The sequence below is a fragment of the Kribbella sp. NPDC049227 genome (assembly GCF_043197265.1).
In the GTDB taxonomy this organism is placed as follows: domain Bacteria; phylum Actinomycetota; class Actinomycetes; order Propionibacteriales; family Kribbellaceae; genus Kribbella.
On sequence record NZ_JBICST010000008.1, the window covers coordinates 432,297 to 449,380 of the forward strand.

General features: G+C 69.7%; 16 protein-coding genes. 6 read left to right on the forward strand and 10 right to left on the reverse strand.

Translation table 11 applies throughout. From position 1 onward, the window contains the following. Window positions 1-131 precede the first annotated feature (131 nt). Window positions 132-938: a spermidine synthase gene (locus ACGFH6_RS35220; protein ID WP_393392880.1), complete on the forward strand. Its 807-nt coding sequence runs from the start codon at window positions 132-134 to the stop codon at window positions 936-938. On the opposite strand, the gene ACGFH6_RS35225 is transcribed toward ACGFH6_RS35220, so the two are convergent. Then, entirely contained in the window at window positions 901-1,419 is a 519-nt protein-coding gene (locus tag ACGFH6_RS35225) for a helix-turn-helix transcriptional regulator (protein ID WP_393392882.1), read from the reverse strand. The genes ACGFH6_RS35220 and ACGFH6_RS35225 overlap by 38 nt on opposite strands. Window positions 1,420-1,496: 77 nt before the next feature. Between ACGFH6_RS35225 and ACGFH6_RS35230 the strand changes: the two genes are divergently transcribed. Continuing rightward, window positions 1,497-2,360 (forward strand): MOSC domain-containing protein, encoded by an 864-nt coding sequence (locus tag ACGFH6_RS35230; protein ID WP_393392884.1) that lies wholly within the window; start codon window positions 1,497-1,499, stop codon window positions 2,358-2,360. Between the two features lie 34 nt (window positions 2,361-2,394). Next, window positions 2,395-3,648, forward strand: coding sequence for a M1 family metallopeptidase (locus tag ACGFH6_RS35235; protein ID WP_393392887.1), 1,254 nt, complete (start codon window positions 2,395-2,397; stop codon window positions 3,646-3,648). On the opposite strand, the gene ACGFH6_RS35240 is transcribed toward ACGFH6_RS35235, so the two are convergent. After that, window positions 3,631-4,404 carry an MBL fold metallo-hydrolase gene (locus ACGFH6_RS35240; RefSeq protein WP_393392890.1) on the reverse strand — a complete coding sequence of 258 codons (774 nt, stop codon included), beginning with the start codon at window positions 4,402-4,404 and terminating at the stop codon, window positions 3,631-3,633. The two genes, ACGFH6_RS35235 and ACGFH6_RS35240, sit on opposite strands and share 18 nt — an antisense overlap. An 81-nt stretch (window positions 4,405-4,485) precedes the next feature. On the opposite strand from ACGFH6_RS35240, the gene ACGFH6_RS35245 reads away from it, so the two are divergent. Beyond that, window positions 4,486-5,424, forward strand: coding sequence for a GlxA family transcriptional regulator (locus ACGFH6_RS35245; RefSeq protein WP_393392894.1), 939 nt, complete (start codon window positions 4,486-4,488; stop codon window positions 5,422-5,424). A gap of 613 nt (window positions 5,425-6,037) precedes the next feature. On the opposite strand, the gene ACGFH6_RS35250 is transcribed toward ACGFH6_RS35245, so the two are convergent. The 6 genes from ACGFH6_RS35250 to ACGFH6_RS35275 all read right to left on the reverse strand — a co-directional run bounded on the left by ACGFH6_RS35250 (window position 6,038) and on the right by ACGFH6_RS35275 (window position 12,715). After that, window positions 6,038-6,298 (reverse strand): hypothetical protein, encoded by a 261-nt coding sequence (locus ACGFH6_RS35250; protein ID WP_131352892.1) that lies wholly within the window; start codon window positions 6,296-6,298, stop codon window positions 6,038-6,040. Window positions 6,299-6,376: 78 nt separating this feature from the next. After that, the gene (locus ACGFH6_RS35255) at window positions 6,377-8,533 is read right to left on the reverse strand and encodes a CAP domain-containing protein (RefSeq protein ID WP_393392897.1); all 2,157 of its coding nucleotides are present in this window, start codon (window positions 8,531-8,533) and stop codon (window positions 6,377-6,379) included. A 190-nt stretch (window positions 8,534-8,723) separates the two neighbouring features. Next, on the reverse strand, window positions 8,724-9,668 hold the full coding sequence (locus tag ACGFH6_RS35260) for a CAP domain-containing protein (protein ID WP_393392900.1): 945 nt from the start codon (window positions 9,666-9,668) through the stop codon (window positions 8,724-8,726). A gap of 217 nt (window positions 9,669-9,885) precedes the next feature. After that, window positions 9,886-10,671: a CAP domain-containing protein gene (locus tag ACGFH6_RS35265; protein ID WP_393392903.1), complete on the reverse strand. Its 786-nt coding sequence runs from the start codon at window positions 10,669-10,671 to the stop codon at window positions 9,886-9,888. Window positions 10,672-10,764: 93 nt separating this feature from the next. Next, window positions 10,765-11,427, reverse strand: a complete 663-nt coding sequence (locus ACGFH6_RS35270) for a GNAT family N-acetyltransferase (RefSeq protein ID WP_360451418.1) — start codon at window positions 11,425-11,427, stop codon at window positions 10,765-10,767. Window positions 11,428-11,584: 157 nt separating this feature from the next. Continuing rightward, on the reverse strand, window positions 11,585-12,715 hold the full coding sequence (locus tag ACGFH6_RS35275; RefSeq protein WP_393392907.1) for a GNAT family N-acetyltransferase: 1,131 nt from the start codon (window positions 12,713-12,715) through the stop codon (window positions 11,585-11,587). 79 nt (window positions 12,716-12,794) lie between these two features. Between ACGFH6_RS35275 and ACGFH6_RS35280 the strand changes: the two genes are divergently transcribed. Beyond that, the gene (locus tag ACGFH6_RS35280; RefSeq protein ID WP_393392910.1) at window positions 12,795-13,607 is read left to right on the forward strand and encodes a DeoR/GlpR family DNA-binding transcription regulator; all 813 of its coding nucleotides are present in this window, start codon (window positions 12,795-12,797) and stop codon (window positions 13,605-13,607) included. 4 nt (window positions 13,608-13,611) lie between these two features. Beyond that, on the forward strand, window positions 13,612-14,832 hold the full coding sequence (locus ACGFH6_RS35285; RefSeq protein ID WP_393392913.1) for an MFS transporter: 1,221 nt from the start codon (window positions 13,612-13,614) through the stop codon (window positions 14,830-14,832). 33 nt (window positions 14,833-14,865) lie between these two features. Here ACGFH6_RS35285 and galK read toward each other — a convergent pair whose 3' ends face one another. Both galK and galT read right to left on the reverse strand, forming a co-directional pair. Next, window positions 14,866-15,996 carry a galactokinase gene (gene galK, locus ACGFH6_RS35290; protein WP_393392915.1) on the reverse strand — a complete coding sequence of 377 codons (1,131 nt, stop codon included), beginning with the start codon at window positions 15,994-15,996 and terminating at the stop codon, window positions 14,866-14,868. Then, window positions 15,993-17,039, reverse strand: coding sequence for a galactose-1-phosphate uridylyltransferase (gene galT, locus ACGFH6_RS35295; RefSeq protein ID WP_393392918.1), 1,047 nt, complete (start codon window positions 17,037-17,039; stop codon window positions 15,993-15,995). The genes galK and galT overlap by 4 nt, the downstream gene beginning before the upstream one ends. Window positions 17,040-17,084: the final 45 nt, after the last annotated feature.

The following is a 17,084-nucleotide window of genomic DNA, read 5'->3' on the forward strand; positions in this document are numbered from 1 at the left end:
ACACCTGACGTCCTCGGTGCGGCCCAGTCGGCCGCGCGCCACCACGACGATTTCGTCATCGTCGGGCACCGGGGTATGAGCACAGCTGGCGTCGTACGAGCTGGCCGCCCGGTAGCTGAAAGGATGGGTGGGTGGAGCGCAAGGTCGGATCCGGGACCGCGACCGTCGAGGCGGACGCCGATGGGACGTTCGTGCTGCGGGTCGACGGGTCGTTGCAGTCCCAGGTCGACCTTGCGGACCCCACCCACCTGTCGTTCGAGTACATGCGCCGGATCGGCGACGTGGTCGACGCCGTCGCGCCACGGCGCCAGCCGATCGCCGTCGTCCACATCGGTGGGGCGGCTCTGAGCCTGCCGAGGTACGTCGCCGGCACCCGGGCGCGGTCGCGGCAGATCGTCCTCGAACCCGACGAGGACCTGACCGAGTTCGTCCGGGAGGCGCTGCCGCTGCCGAAGCGCTCCGGCATCAAGGTGCGCGCCGTCACCGGCCGGGCCGGGATCACCCAGTTGTACGACGATTCGATGGACCTGCTGATCCTGGACGCGTTCGAACGCGAGGCGGTGCCGGCGAACCTGGTCACCAGCGAGTTCTTCACCGAGTGTGCGCGGGTGCTGCGGCCGACCGGCGTACTGGTCGCGAACCTGATCGACGGGTCGGCCGGCCTGCCGTTCATCCGCCGGGTCGTGGCGACCGTCCGCGGGGTGCTCGGCGACGGCGTCGTCCTCGCCGAGCGGAAAGTCCTGCGTGGCAAGGGGTTCGGCAACGTCATCCTGGTCGCGTCACCACAGTCCGTGCCCGATCTGACCGCGGCCGGCCGACGGGCTCAGCCGCCGTACGACGTGATGCCGCTGAGTGAACTGGCCGGGAAGGCGGCACCGCTCGTCGACGCGGAAGGGTTCGTCACGCCGCCGGCACCGCCGGGGACCTTCCGGAGCTGATCCGGTCGACGGCCTGCGCGACCGCCGCCCGCTCGGCGGGCGTCGCGCCAATGGCCCGCACGAGGTGGTCGAGTCGATCGCGACCGGCCAGACGCGTGCCCTGCAGCCACCCTTGAAGGGTGGTGCGCGGGATGCCGGTCAATCGAGCCAGAGTCCGCAGTGAGCGTGGCCGTGCCAGTGTGGCCAGAGCGGTCCCCAGGTCTTCGAGGGTGGTGGCGAGCTGCAGCAGCCCGAGGACGTCCTGCGGATCGCGGCCGGCTGTCTCCCAGTGACGCCGCCATACGGGCATGAGGTCGGGTGGGACGCCACAGCCGGTCAGGAACGCGGCCGTCACCTCCCAGGTCGGCAGCTGCTTGCCGCCGGCCGCGCGGACCAGGTGCGCGTGTGAGTAGTGCGCTCGCTCGGCCAGTTCGCGGTACGTCAGCCCGGCCTGTCGTCGTACCCGCTGCAGTGCCGCGGCGAAGGCTTCCACATCCTGCATTGCGACCTCCTCGCGATCAAACATAATCCAACATGAATGAACAGATCAAGTGACAGGAGTCAAGGTAGGCTTGGCCAATGTCCGTTGCGAAGGTCGCCGCTCTGGCCTACTACCCGGTGAAGGGTCTGTCCGGTGTGCCGGTGGAGCACGCCGAGGTGGGGCCGACCGGGCTCCGGCACGACCGGAACTTCATGCTGGTCGAGCCCGACGGCACGTTCCTGAGCCAGCGCAGCCTGCCCGCGATGGCGTCGCTGCGGGCCGAGATCCTCAGCGACGGCGACGCGCTGCGGTTGTCCGGCCCCGGCGTACCGGATCTGGAGATCCAGGTCAGGTACGACGGCAAGCGGCGCGACGTCAGCCTGTTCGGGAAGTGGTTCGGCCAGGGCGTCGTCCAGGACCCGGCCGCGGACAGCTGGTTCACCGAACGGCTCGGCAAGCCGGCGGCGCTGGTCCGGGTCACGCCCGAGCACGAGCGGCCGGGCTGGGGTGTGCATCTGGGACAGACCGGGTTCGGCGACGCGCACGCGCTGATGATCACCTCGCTGTCGTCGCTCGACGGCCTGAATCAGCGGATCCTCGAGCGCGGCGGCGACGCGATCCCGATGAACCGCTTCCGCCCGAACGTCGTCGTGGCCGGCTGGCCCGAACCGCACACCGAGGACAAGGTGCTGCGGATGTCGGCCGGCTCGGTCGAGATCGGGTACTCGGCCCGCTCGATCCGGTGCGCGGTTCCGACCGTGGACCAGGCGACCGGTGAGAAGCGCGGGCCGGAGCCGACCCGGACGCTGGCGACGTACCGGCGTCAGCCCGACTACGGCGGCGGCGTCAGCTTCGGCATGAAGGCCGCGGTACTTGCCGAGGGCACCCTTCACGTGGGTGATGAGATCTTGGTACACGAATGGATCCCGGCCGGGGCGGACCCGGCGCGGACCGAGCGGTAGCGTCCGAGACTCCACCCGACGGCGAGGGGGAGTCGTGCACCGGATCCTGTTGTTGCTGTTGGCACCTGCTTCGTTGCTCGTCCCGGCGACTGCCGAGGTTCCGCGGACGCCGTCGTACCAGGTGGAGCTGACCAGCAATGCCGACGGCAGGACGTGGTCCGGGCGGGAGAGCGTCACCTTCACGAACACGTCGGCGGATCCGATGGCCGAGATCTACCTGCGGCTGTGGGGCAATACCGGCGGGTGCTCCTCGGTTGTCGTGAGCAACTTCTCCGGCGGTACGGCGACGACCGACTGCACTGTGGTCAAAGTGGTGCCGGCCGAGCCGTTGGCGCCGGGAGAGCGGACGACGATCGGGTTCGACGTCACCATGACCGCGCCGGACCGGGAGGATCGGTTCGGGCGGTCGGGTGCGTACAGCTTCTTCGGCAACGCGCTGCCGGTGCTTGCCGTGCGCGACGCCGGCGGCTGGCATCTCGACCCGGATGTCGGGATCGGTGAGAGCTTCTACACGGTGGCGGCGGACTTCGCGGTCCGGCTGCTGCACCCGGGTCAGCTCGGCGTACCGTCGACCGGAGAGCTGACGGATGGTGTCGCGATCGCCAAGCAGGTCAGGGATTTCGCCTGGGCAGCCGGACCGTTCCGGGCCGCCGAGGCAACGTCACCCGGCGGCGTCAAGGTGCGCACCTGGGCGACGGCCACGCTCAGTCCGGAGGCGGTGGCGGAGACCCGGACCGAAGCCGTGGCAGCGATCGACGACTTCGGGCTGCGGTTCGGCGACTATCCGTACGGCGAGATCGATCTGGTGCTGAACGACCGGTGGACGACCTTCAGCGGGATGGAGTATCCCGGGTTCGTGCTGCTGATCTCACCCGCGAGTCCGGTGGTGCACGAGGTGGCGCACCAGTGGTGGTACGGGATCGTCGGCAACGACGAGTACGCCGATCCCTGGCTGGACGAGGCCTTCGCGACGTACGCGACTGATCTGCACGCGGGCGACCAGCAGGCCGGGTGCTGGCCAGGATCGTTGCCGGTGGCAATCAGTAGTTCGATGGGGTATTGGGGAGCGCATCAGTCGTCGTACGCGACGTATGTCTACACCTATGGCTCGTGCATGCTGCACGAGTTGGAGCGGCTGATCGGGGCGCCGGCGATGGCGCGGCTGCTGACGACCTACGCGCGCGACCATTGGTTCGGGGTGTCCACCCCGGCCGATTTCAAGGCTGCCGCGCAGGCCGTCAGTCCGACCGACCTGACGTCGTTCTGGAGATCACACGCCGTCGGTTAGCGCCGTCGCGACGCCGTGATCCAGGACGCGCAGACGGTCGCTCAGTCCCGCGGCCGTGAACGCCGCCGTCACCTTGTCCGGGCCTTCCGAGAAGTGCGCCCAGCCCTCCGTGTGGACAGGGACGATGACCGCAGGGTCGAGGAGATGCGCGGCCTCGACCGCGGCCTCCGTCGTCAGCGTCAGGGGTGCTCCATCCAGGAGCGCCGTACGTGCTGCGCCGGCGAAGAGGACCGCGACGTCGAACGGGCCGAAGCGGTCGGCGATCTGCTTCACCAGATCCACCGAGGCGTTGTCGCCCGACACGTAGACGGTCGGTAGACCTTCGCCGCTGAGCACGAAGCCGGTGACGACTCCGGTGACCGCCTCCGCGCCCTCAGGGCCGTGCAGGGCGGGTACGCCGGTCACGGTCAGCACGCCGCCGTCCGGTCGCTGCAGGTCGTACGACTCCCAGTTCGCCAGACCGTGGACGCCGGAGATCCGGGTGGCCGCACCCGGAGTCGACAGGACCACGGGGATCGACGGCAGCAGCGCACGGCCGGTGTCGTCCAGGTTGTCCTTGTGCTGGTCGTGCGACAGCAGAACGGCATCGATCGTCCCCAGCTCCGCGGCCGGCACCGCCGGACCGGTCAGCTTGGTCATCACCCGCCCGCCCGGCAGCTCGTAGTCCTGGGGCTCGTCGAAGGCGGGATCGGTCAGCAGGTTCAGCCCACCGAGGCTGATCAGGGCGGTCGGGCCGCCGATGTGCGTGATCTTCATTCCTCGATCTTCCGGCGCGGCGGCGTCGTCCACCATTGGCCCGAGAGCCACAGTTCCTGAAGATCGGGCCATACTGGTTCCATGCGTACAGTCGCCGTCCTCGCGTACGACGGGATGAGCCCGTTCCATCTGTCGGTGCCCTGCCTGGTCCTCGGCGACCGCCTCGGTGCACAGGGTCAGTACGACGTACAGGTCTGCGCCGAGGAGGCGGGGCAACTGCGGACCAACGCGGGCTTCGGGATCACCGTCGAGCGCGGGCTCGAGGTGATGGAGCGGGCGGATGTGGTCATCCTGCCGAGTTGGGATCCGGACCGCGAAGCGTCCGCCGTACTGCTGGACTCCATCCGGCGGGCGCATGCGCGCGGCGCCACGGTGGTCGGGCTGTGCATCGGGGCGTTCCTGGTCGCCGCCAGCGGGATCGCGGACGGACGCGAGATCGTGACGCACTGGCGATGGGCGGATCGGCTGCAGGAGCGGTACCCGGGGATCACGGTGCGCGCCGACGTGCTGTGGTCGGATCTGGGCGATCTGCTGACGTCCGCGGGGACGGCCGCGTCGCTCGATTGCTGCCTGCACCTGGTGCGTACCCACCACGGTGTCGAGTTGGCCGAGCGGTTGGCCCGGAGCATCGTGGTGGCGCCGCATCGCAGTGGTTCGCAGGCGCAGTACATCCCGGTCCCGGTGCCGCCGGATCCCAGTGACGATGTGATCGAGAAGGCAATGCTGTGGGCTCGCGCTCGATTGGATCAGCCTTTGTCGCTGGATGAATGGGCGAGTGCGGTTGCGCTGTCGCGGCGTACCTTCACGCGGCAGTTCCGGGCGCGGACCGGCAGCTCGGGGCAGGCGTGGCTACTGCGGCAGCGGCTGGACCGGGCCAGGTTGTTGCTCGAGACGACCGATCACCCGGTCGAACGGATCGCCACCGCCAGCGGTTTCGGCAGCAGCGCGGCCCTCCGCCACCACTTCCACACCATCCTCGGCACAACCCCCCAACGCCACCGCCAGGAGTTCACCGCCTGACCCCACGTTCCCGTTCATCCAACGGGCAACCCCTCGCGTTGTGTCTTCTCCCGTCGGACAACAGCAGGAGACCACCAACACCACCGGATATCCCCTCGCGTGTCGGGGTGCCGCACTCGGGGTGGCGGGGTGTTGCACTCGGGGTGGCGGGGTGTTGCACTCGGGTGCCGGGGTGCCGGGGTGCCGGGGTGCCGGGGTGCCGGGGTGCCGGGGTGCCGGGGTGCCGGACCGCGCCGGCTTGCTCCCCCTCCTGCTCGTTCCAGGGGATATCCGCTGGTGTTGTGCCCTGTCCGGTCGTATGGCGGGGGAGAAGGCAACTGTGTGGGGGATATCCCCTCGTGTGTCGGGGTGCCGCACTCGGGTGGCGGGGTGGCGGGGTGGCGGGGTGCCGGGGTGCCGGGGTGCCGGACCGCGCCGGCTTGCTCCCCCTCCTGCTCGTTCCAGGGGATATCCGCTGGTGTTGTGCCCTGTCCGGTCGTATGGCGGGGGAGAAGGCAACTGTGTGGGGGATATCCCCTCGTGTTGTCCGTTCTCACGTCGTACGGCGCGGGGAGACGGGGCAGGTGTGGGGGATATCCGTTCGTGTTGTGGGGGTGGGGAGCGGGCGGGCGGGTCAGAGGATGAGGAGGAGCATGTAGAGGGCGGGGGCGGCGAAGGTGATGAGGAGGATCCAGGCGATCATCCGGTGCCGGGGCTTGTCGCGATCCAGCGATGAGGCGAAGTAGAGGACGGCGCCTTCCTCGGTGTGCCGGCTCAGGCCCATCCGCCGTGCTTCCTCGGGCCGCGGGTCCGGGCGCTCGTCCGCGAGCGCGTCCGGCGGGATTCCGAAGTGCGCGGGCCGGGCTGGGTCCAGATCATCACGTTCCCCGTACATCCGGCCTCCCGCAGGGTTGGTGGACCATGAGTCGTTCTTACATGGTCGCACCAACAACCTACGAAATCCGCGTGCGTCTTACGAGAACTGCGCCACCCAGGCGTTCCGGGTCTTGTGGGTGCAGAGCCCCGGGAGCCCGATGCAGAGCCCGGAGGTGTAGCTCGCCTGCTGGGCGCCGACCCCGAGGGTGGTGAGACCACAGTTCAGGATCGTGCTCCGGTAGTCGCTCATCATCTTGTCGAACGCCTTCTTGGAGCTCCAGTTGTCGCCACCGGCGGACGCCGACGTGGACGAGCTCGAGTTGAGACCGTTGCCTGACGTGGCGTGCTGACCCGCGGAACTGCGTGCGTTCTCGGTGAGGTCGGTGTCCCGCTTCAGCGGCGCGCACCCGTTGCTGGTGCGGGCGCTGTTGATGCGGTTGAAGAGGTCGAGCTCGGCCGAGGTCATGGTGCCGTCATCCGCGGGAGGAGGCGGTGGGGCTGACGTGGTGGGGGGTTCGGACGGGGAGGTGGTGGTCGGGCGGTCGTCGGGGGTGGCGGTGGGGTCCGTGGTCGTGCGGTCCTCGGTCGGGGACGCGGTCGGACTGTCGGTGGACTGCGTGGTCGACGGGGTGGTGCTGGGGGTCGCCGAGTCCGTGGGAGTTTGGGTGGGAGTCGCGGTCGGCGGGACCGTCGGCTTACCCGTCGGCGTCGGTGGTGCGACGACCGGCTTGGTCGTCGGCGTGATGTAGGTGTCGTCGGTCCGGGTGACGATCGGGATCGACGCGTCGGCCTGGTCGTTCTGCGGCTGGTGCAGCAGGATCCAGGAGATCGGGGTGATCACCAGGATCACGGACGCGACCGCGATCAACGAACGCCGTCCTCGGGAAGCCTTCCCGGCCGCCGCCGCACGAGCCGCACTCCGCGACCCGCCCCCGCCACCGGAACCACCGGCGCCGCCGAGACGACGCCCAACGCCGGAACCACTCGCGTCGCGGTCCGCGGTGCGCTTGTTCCCCGCTCCGCTCTGAGCGCCGAGCTCAGCCCCCGTCGTACCGGCGGCAGACCCAGCGCCCACAGACTCGCTGGCCCCAAGCCGGCTCGTTGTGTCCGCAGTACCAGTAGCGCCACCAAGCCCGGTGGCCCCGGTCCGCGACCCACCGAGTCCGGTGGAGCCGGTCCGCGGGCTGGTTCCCAGGTGAGCGGTCCCGGTCGCGGTCAGCGTCCCGAACTCGTTCCCGATCCCGGTCGGACCCGCGGTCCGGGCGCCGTACTCCGACCCGCTCGTGCCACCGCTCCGCGCGCCGTACTCCGACCCGCTCGTGCCGCCGCCCCGGGCGCCGTACTCTGACCCGCTCGTGCCGCCGCTGCGGGCGTCGTACTCCGCGCCGGCTCCGGACATGCCGCCGCTCCGGGCGCCGTACTCCGTCCCCGTCGGGCTGCCGGTTCGGCCGTACTCCGTCCCGGTCGTGCTGCTGCTGGTCCAGGGGGTGGAGTCCGTGCCCGTTGTGTCGCTGGAACCGGTCGGCTTCGTGCCAGCCGAGTCCGCTCGGGTGGTGAAGTCCCAGGCAGATGCTGGGGTTCCTCCCGAGCGTCCTTCGTCGGGATTGGTGAAGTCCCAGGCGGAGGCGGCCGTGCTGGCGGGTGGTTCGGAGGCGCGGGCGTCGGCTTGGGATGCGAAGTCCCACGCCGAGGCCGGAGTACCCGAGGCTTGTCCGCGGTCGCGGGACTCCGCCTGTGCGGCGAAGTCCCAGGCCGAGGCGGTTGTCCCGGCCGTGCGTCCGCTGGATTCGGACGAGATCCTGGGCGCTGCCACCCGGCGCGCGTTGTACTGCGGGGTGTCCGAGGACGCCGGCCGGCGGGCCGCACGTCGCGCTCCGCTCCGGGTGGACGCCTCGTCCTCCGGCGCACCGGCCGCCGACTGCGTGACCCACGAAGGAGAGCCGCCGGCCGCGCGCGTGCCGGAGCCACTGAGCCCCGGCTGTGACGACCCGAAGCCCGGCTCGGACGACCCGCCGAAGCCCGACTCGGGCGAGTTGAAGCCTGAGGAGCGCGGGGCGTACTGCGGGGTGGTGTCGGGGCCGGACCAGAGGGGTGCGTCGTCGGTCGGGCGTGGTGCGTACCGCGGTGGTTCGGGAGGGGCCGGCGGGGTCGTGTTCTCCGCCGGGGTGGACCGGTTGGACCGGGCTGCTCGCGAGGAGGCGCGGGTCGCCTTCCTGCGTGGCTTGTACCGGCCGCTGCCGCCGGACTCGGACATTATGTCGTTGTTCCCTTCACTGTCGCCCCAAGACGTGCCTCGTCAGTCGTTGCACCGGAGCCCCCCAGGACGGACCGGCGACATGACAAGAACGGACCTACCCGCAGTGACCGGCCGTGAACCGGCCGGACATTGTGACCGTGAGACAACATCTCCGTCACACTCAGTGCTCTGCACACAATGACAGCCCTCAGCTCCGGCCGAAGTCCTGGACCCAGCTGCCCGGGCCCCAGTCGGACCGGACCTGACCCGAGTCGTAGCCGATGCCGATCGAGGTGAACCGGCAGTTCAGGATGTTCTTGCGGTGCCCGTCGCTCTGCATCCAGGCAGCGACGACCTTCTGTGCGGTCGAGTAGCCGGCGGCGATGTTCTCGCCCCAGCTGGAACCGCGGTACCCGGCGGCCGCCATCCGGTCGCCCGGATCCTGGCCGTCGGGGTTGGTGTGGTCCATGTAGTGCCGGCGGACCATGTCGGACGCGTGCCGGCCGGCCGCCTCGACCAGTGCGCTGTCCAGCCGGAGCGGACCGCAGCCTTGCTGCTGCCGGATCTGGTTGGTCAGGTTCAGCACCTCACGCTCCTGCGAGTTGGTGCCGCCACCTCCGGACGGCGGCCGCGGCGGGTCGCTCGGTGTCGGGTCGTTGGTGGCTGTCCTGGTCGGCGTACTGCGGCTGGGCCGCGGCTTCGGCCGGTCGCTGCCGTTCGTGGTCCGCGGTGGTGCCGGGGTCACCGTCACCGTCGTGACCGGGGCGGTCGGCGTGGTGAGACCGTCCGTGGGGGTGGTGCTCGGGGTGCCGCTGGTCTGCGGCGTGTCCGACGACGTCGTGGTCGACGCGGCCGCACCGAGGGTCGGGGTGACGATGGTGGTCGCGCCGTTCGGCAGGGTCTTGGTCACGGTGATGCCCGGCGTCCTCGGCCGGGCGTCGTCGCCCGTGGAGTCCTGCCGGGTGTCCTCGGAGACGTTCAGAACCTTGGTCGCGTCCTGGACCGTCGAGTGGTCGCGTGACATCAGCCAGACCACCGGGCCGATCGCGAGCAGAACCGACAGGGCGCTGACGATCGGGCCGATCAGGCCGCGACTACGCCGGGGCGCGCGTCGGGTTCCGCGGTGTCGCCGGGGGGGAGGCGAATCCGTCATGGGTGGGCGAGTCCTCTTCGTCTTTCGTCGTACCGAGTACTTCGTCGTTCCCCTCGGGCCAGCCAGGTCCCCCCTGGTGTCAGGCAGTGACCCTAACCGATCAGATAGGTCACCGTTACAGCTCCGCGATCCCTCTTAACGATTCCTGAAGGTTTGCGGAAACCGATTTACCACCGGCTCGCCCACGGGCCGGTGGCAACGATGTGAACAGCGCGGATCAGCCGCCGAAATCCTGCACCCAGGAGCCGTTGGACCAGTCCGGTTTGACCTGGCCGGAGTCGTATCCGACGCCGAGCCACTTGTAGGTGCAGTTGAGGATGTTCTGCCGGTGGCCCGGGCTGTTCATCCAGCCCTTCACCACGGCCGCGGCGCTGGAATAGCCGACGGCAATGTTCTCGGCCATCGCGCCGCCGCTGTAGCCGGCCGCCTTCATCCGGTCGAACGGACTACGGCCGTCCAGGCTGTCGTGCGCGAAGTAGTGCTTGTCGACCATGTCGGACGCATGCGCCTCGGCGGCCCTGGACAGTGCACTGTTCATCCGCAGCGGCCCGCAGCCGGCCTTCGCCCGCTCGTCGTTGGTGAGCGACAGCACCTGTGCCTCGGCAGTGCCCGATCCACCGGACGGCTTGCTCGTCGTCTTGGTGGGCCTCGGAGTAGAGGTGTGGCTCGGCTTCGGCGACGGCTTCCGGGTCGCGTCGCGGCTGGGCGCCGTACTCTTCCGGGTCGGCGTCGGCGTCGGGCTCTTGGTCTTCGGCCGCGTCGGCGTCGCTTTCGGCGGTGTCGGCGTCGGACTCGGTGTGTACGTCGGAGTGCTCGGGCTGATCGGCGTCGACGAGGCGTCGTCGGTGATCGAGGTGACCGGCTGCTCCTGGCTGGTCGGCTTGCCCGAACCGGTGTCCCGCAGCACGAACCACCCGATACCCGTCAGCAGGACCAGGGCGGAGAGGGACGCGAGGATGGGACCGGCCACTCCGCTACCAAGCGACCGTTTGTGGTTCGTCATGGTGTGCAGCCTTGCCCACGGCAGTACGGCGTGACTCCCCGCCCGTGCCGCACTTCACGAAGCTTTGACAAACTCATGCGTTTGAACGCCGGGTCAGCGAGAGCGGGCGATGATGATGTCCGCCACGACCTTCCACCCCAGGCTGCGGTACAGCCGCAGACCGTCGATCGACGCGATCAGGATGCCGCGCTTCGCGCCCTGGGCAGCGGCCGTCTCGACCAGCGAAGCCATCACCGCACTGCCGAGACCGCGCCGCCGATGCGCCGGATCGGTCTCGATCCGGTCCGCCACAGCGTCCGCGCCGACCACCGCCATCCGGCCGCTCGACACCACGCCGCCGTGCAGCGTGGCGCGGGTGATGATCAGGTCGGACTCGAGCTCGGTGTGCAGGGCATAGCGTTCGTGCAGCTTCAGCGCCGGCTGCTCCGACAACTGGATCGTCATCAGCCAGTCCTGGTCCTGCTGGACCTCGAGGCCGAGATCCTCGAGCTGCTCGATCCGGGCCTCTTTGTCGTCGGTGGCCAGCGTGATCCAGCCCGCCCCGCGACCACCGCCCTCGGCCAGAGCCAGCTCGGCGGCGCGTTCGACGCGTTCCGGTTTGTCGTCGGCATCCAGGACGACGTACTCCATCGCGCGGTTCTCCTCACCCGCGCGGACGGTCAGGATGCCGTCGTTGTCGTCCTCCACTGTGGTCCAGCCCCGCGAGACTGACCACCCGGCCTGCCAGCGGCGGACCAGCTCCTCACGATCTCTCACCCGTCGATTCAAGCAGCCAGATGCCGAGACGGCGAGGGGAAACGGTGTGGTCTGGCACCAACTGGCCGTACTCCGCCGATTTCGGGCGGTGACCACTACCGTCCGGACCGGTGAGTCCGCAAGTCCTCGGGTCCGTCCGATTCCGGCCGTACGGCGGTCAGCCCGGCAGCCGCTCCGGCGCGAGCAGGTCGAAGCCGAGGTGGTCGACGTACGTCCCGTCCCGGTGTGCCGCCGCCTGCCGCATCCGGCCGAACTGGGTGAAGCCGTTGATCTCGGCAACGTGCATCGACGCGCTGTTGCCCTCGGCAGCCAACAGGACCAGCCGCCGCCGGCCCAGACCGCCTTCGGCCACAGGCTTGAAGGCGTGGTCGATCAGCAGTCCGACCGCGGTCGACATCACCTTGCGTCCGCGCGCGCCCGGGTGCATCCAGTAGCCGATCTCGCCAACGGTCTTGTCCATCCGGGTACTCATCCCGAACATGCTGACGCAACCCAGCAGTTCGTCGGTCTGCTGGTCGGCGACCGCCCACGAGATCCCGTCGCCGGACGCCAGGTTGTCCTGCCGGTTCCGCAGGAAGCCGTGCGCGTCCCCGAGCGTGTACGGCGACGGCAGCCCGGCCAGCCAGTACTGCGTCCGTTCGTCGTTGCACGCCTCGACGATCCGCTCGGCATCCGTCGACCGGAACGGGCGCAGCCGCAGACCGTTGCCTTCGAGCACGGCCACGTCCCACCAGGTGCCGTGCGGCTCCAGTTCGTCGTCCCGCCCGACCGAGGCGATCCACTCGTCCTGCCGCACGCCACGCGACCGCCCACCTCCTGGTACGACGACCACGTCGTGGAAGCCGGCCTTCCAGGCGACCCGGCGCGACGCCCAGTTGCCGGTGAAGGCCCGCCAGATCACCCGGTCCCAGCCGAGGATGTCGAACGCGTGCCGGACGGTCAGCTTCAGCGCCCGGGTCATCACCCCGGCGCCGCGGACCTCCGGTGTCACCCCGAACCCGACTTCGCCGACGCCGCCCTCACCGTCGCGCAGGTCGATGGTCCCGGCGTACCGGCCGTCGTACTCGATCGCCCAGGCCCACATGGTGCCGTCACGCCAGCCGTCCGGGATGAGCTCGGTCAGGAAATTGACCGCGTGCTCGCGCAGGTAGGGGACCGGAATCGTGGTCCACCGCTGCATCAGCGGGTCCTGGCACATCTGGTAGACGGACTCGATGTCGTCGGCCGTGTGCGCGCGCAGGGTCACCACGCCATCGGTCAGGACCGGAACATCCTCGGGAAATCGCATACTTCAGGGTGACAAGGTGTCATCGTCGCGGCAATGCCATTTCCCTGACAGCAGCACGCTCTCCCACTAGTCTGTGGGGGTGAACGCAGCTGGAACAGAGGCTCCGAAGGGCCGGGGAGGGCAGCTGGCCGCCCAGCGGCAGGCCACGATCGTTGCCGAGGTCAACAGTCGTGGCGCGATCACCGTCGCCGAACTGGTCGACCGGTTCGGCGTGTCGGACATGACGATCCGGCGCGATCTGGACGCGCTCGACTCGAGCGGCCTGCTGCACAAGGTGCATGGCGGTGCCACCTCGGTGGGGCTGCGGAGTGCGCACGAGCCCGGGTTCGACGCCAAGCTGACGCAGGAGTCCGCGGCCAAGCAGGCGATCGCGGCCGAGGCAGCCGGACGGGTGCAGCCGGACAGCGCGATCGGCATCGGTGCCGGGACGACGACGTACGCGCTGGCACGTCAGCTGCTCCGGGTGGAGAACCTCACGGTCGTGACGAACTCGGCGCGGATCGCGGACGTGTTCCACGGCAACAGTCGCTCCGACCGCACCGTCGTACTGATCGGTGGCATTCGTACGCCGTCCGATGCGTTGGTCGGACCGATCGCCACAGCGGCGCTGGCGTCGCTGCACCTCGACCTGCTGTTCCTCGGTGCGCACGGCGTCGACGCGGAGCACGGTCTGAGTACGCCGAACCTGATGGAGGCCGAGACCAACCGCTCCTTCATCGGCGCGAGTCGCGAGGTGGTGGTGGTCGCGGACCACACCAAGTGGGGCACGGTCGGCCTGAGTACGTTCGCGACCTGGTCGGACCTGGACGTCATCGTCACCGACTCCGGCCTGTCCGCCGCAGCCCGCAAAGCCATGCGCGACACAGGGTGCGATCTGGTCATCGCGTCATGAGGGGATGAGGAGCCGGGAGGCTCCGCTCGGTAGGCCGTACTGGGTTCTCTGGACCGCTGGCGCTGTCTCGTTCGCCGGTGACGGGATCATGTTCGGCGCGCTGCCGTTGCTGGCCGCATCGATCACCCGCGATCCCCGCATCGTCTCGCTCACCGAGGCGGTCACAGGAGTCGGCTGGCTGCTGCTCGGCCTGATCTCCGGCGTGATGGTCGACCGCTGGCGGCGTACGACGACGATGTGGATCGTCGACGCGATCCGGGCCGTGGTCGCCGGCGCGTTCGCGGTGGTCGTCCTGCTCGACCTCGGGACGATCCTGCTCCTGCTGCTGACCGCGTTCCTGCTCGGTCTGCTCGCACCGTTCTTCGACAACGCCGCGTCGGTCGTGGTGACCGACGTCGTCGTACCGGCCTCACTCGAACGGGCGAACGGCTACAGCCAGGCCTCGCTCGTGGTGCTGACGAGCCTGATCGGACCACCGTTGGGCGCGGCGTTGTTCGTGCTGAGCCGTGGACTGCCGATCCTGCTGAACGCCGTCTCGTTCGCCGGGGCGGCGTTGCTCGTCTGGATCATCCGGAACTCCGCGCCGGCTCGTGTCGTCGACGCCGACCGCCACCTCGGCCGCGAACTCAAGGAGGGACTCGTCTATCTCTGGCAGCACAAGCTGCTGCGATCACTGTGCCTGCTGCTCACGATCGTGAACGCGGTCGGCGCCGGCATCGTCGCGATCCTGGTGCTGTACGTCCTCGAGGTGCTGCACCTGCCGCAGGCGGGCTTCGGCTGGCTGGTCGCGATCTACGCGATCGGCGGTGTGCTCGGTGCGTTCGTCGCGCCGCGATTGTCCCGCCGGCTCTCGACTTCCACCAGCCTGATCGGGGCGATGCTCGTCAGCGGCGTCGCGGTCGTGCTCTTCGGCGTACTGTCCGACCTGGCCCCGGTTGCCGTGGCCGCGGTGGCCCTCGGCTTCGGCAGCACCTGGTGGAACGTCGTCTCGATCACTTTGCGGCAGCGCGTCGTACCGGCCGAACTCCTCGGCCGGGTGACCGCGGTCTATCGGATGGTCGCGTTCTGCGCGGCACCGCTGGGTGCTGTCGGTGCGGGGTTCCTCGCCCACCGCACCGACCTGCGCACTCCTTACCTGGTGATGGGCCTGATCCAGTTGGCGGCCACCGTCGTCTCCGCGCCGTTGATCCGTCGCGAGGTGCGAGCGGCGACGGCTACGCCTTGATCGTGTACGTCGGGCCGAACAGCTTCGGGCATCTCAGTCGGCGCGGGATGCTCCGGCCGACGGCGTGGCTGCCAGCGCGCTCGGGGCGTTGAAACCGTGTTCCGCAAAGGCTTTCTCGATCGCGGCCAGGACGGAGTCGGCCGCGCTCGCCTCGGTCAGCGCGATGATGCAGCCACCGAAACCGCCGCCGGTCATCCGCGCACCGAGCGCACCGGCCGCGAGAGCGGTGTCGACCGCGACGTCCAACTCGGGCACGGTGATCTCGAAGTCGTCCCGCAGCGACGCGTGCGACGCGGTGAACAATGGCCCGACGTCGCGCAACCGGCCGGCGTGCATCAACGCCACCGCGTCCTCGACCCGGCGGATCTCCGTGACCACGTGCCGCACCCGGCGCCGTACGACGTCGTCAGGCAAACGATCGAGTGCCGCAGCGAGATCCTCGAACGCGATCGATCGCAACGCCGGTACGCCGAGCTCCGCCGCGGCCTGCTCGCAGCTCGTCCGGCGGGCGGCGTACTCACCGTCGACGTGCCGATGCGGTGCCTTCACATCCACGACCAGCAACGCGAGGTCGTCGGCGGCCGGGTCGAACGGGATCTGCTCCGTCGACATCGCGCGGATGTCGAAGTACAGGGCATGACCGGCGGTGCAGCACATCGACGCCATCTGGTCCATCAGCCCGACCGGGGCACCGACGTACTGGTTCTCGGCGCGTTGTGCGAGCCGCGCGACCTCGCCGGGGTCGACGTCGATGTCGCGCAGCCCGAGCAGCGCGACGGACGTCGCACACAGCAGCGCCGCGGATGAGGACAGGCCGGCGCCCGAAGGGAGGTCGGAGTCGACCAGCAGGTTCGCGCCGCCGATCGGGTAGCCGGACTCCCGCAGGATCCAGGCCGCACCTGCCGGGTACGCCGCCCAGTCGCCGACCGAACCAGGTGTCAGCTCGTCGATGGCGAACTCGATCACGCCCCGATGCCCGGTGGAGGCGACCGCGATCCGGCCGTCGTCGCGTTGCGACGCGGTGACCAGGATCCGGTTCGGCAGGGCGATCGGCAGCACCAGGCCGTCGTTGTAGTCGGTGTGCTCGCCGATCAGATTGACCCGGCCGGGCGCCCGCCACCTTCCGTCCGGCATGGTGCCGAAGACGTCCTCGAACGAGCTCACGAACCAACCTTCCGCAGGGTCTCGGCCACGTCCTCGGGCCGGGTGTCGCTGATGAACGCGCCCATCCCGGACTCCGACCCGGCCAGGTACTTGATCTTGTCCGCGGCCCGGCGGATGGACAACAGCTCGAGGTGAAGGTAGCCGAGCTCGCGGTCGATCCGGACCGGGGCCTGGTGCCACGCGGCGATGTAGGGCAGCGGGTCGCCGTACAGACCGTCGAGGCGGCTCAGTACGTCGAGGTACAGCTCGGCGAAGTCGTCGCGCTCGCCGACCGACAGCTCGTCGATCCCGGCCACCTGGCGGTGCGGGTACAGGTGCACCTCGACCGGCCAGCGGGCGGCCTCGGGCACGAACGCGGTCCAGTTGCCGTTCGCGGCGATGACCCGGGTGCCTTCCTTGCGCTCGGCCGCCAGCACGTCGGCGAACAGGTTGCTGCCGGCAACTTCCTGGTGCCGGCGGGCCTGGGTCATCAGGGTGCGCATCCGCGGCGGCAGGAACGGGTAGGCGTAGATCTGGCCGTGCGGGTGGCTCAGCGTCACGCCGATCTCGCGGCCGCGGTTCTCGAACGGGAAGACCAGCTCGACGTCGTCGCGGGCGCCGAGCTCGGCGGTCCGGTCGGCCCAGGTGTCGACCACCAGCCGGGCCTGGCCCTGGGACAGGTTGGTGAAGGACTGGTTGTGGTCGCTGGTGAAGCAGACCACCTCGGTCCGGCCCGGGCCGGCGAAGGACGGGAACCGGTTCTCGAACACCGCGACGTTGTAGTCGTGGTCCGGGATCTCGGTCGGGTTGCCCGGCTTGCTGGCGCACAACGGGCACTGGTCGGCCGGCGGCAGATAGGTCCGGGTGTTGCGGTGGGTCGCGTACGTGATCACGTCGCCGGTCAGCGGGTCGGTCCGCATCTCGACCTGGGGCTGTGGTGCCGGCAGCCCGCGGGTGTCCTCCAGCGGAACCCGCACCGGCGCATCCGCCGGGTCGTAGTAGATGAGCTCGCGCCCGTCGGACAGCTTGGTGTCCGTCCGGCGCGCGCCACGCGGTGTGTTCATCGATTGACCCTCCCGGCCGCCCCGATACTGGTCAGCCAGGAATCA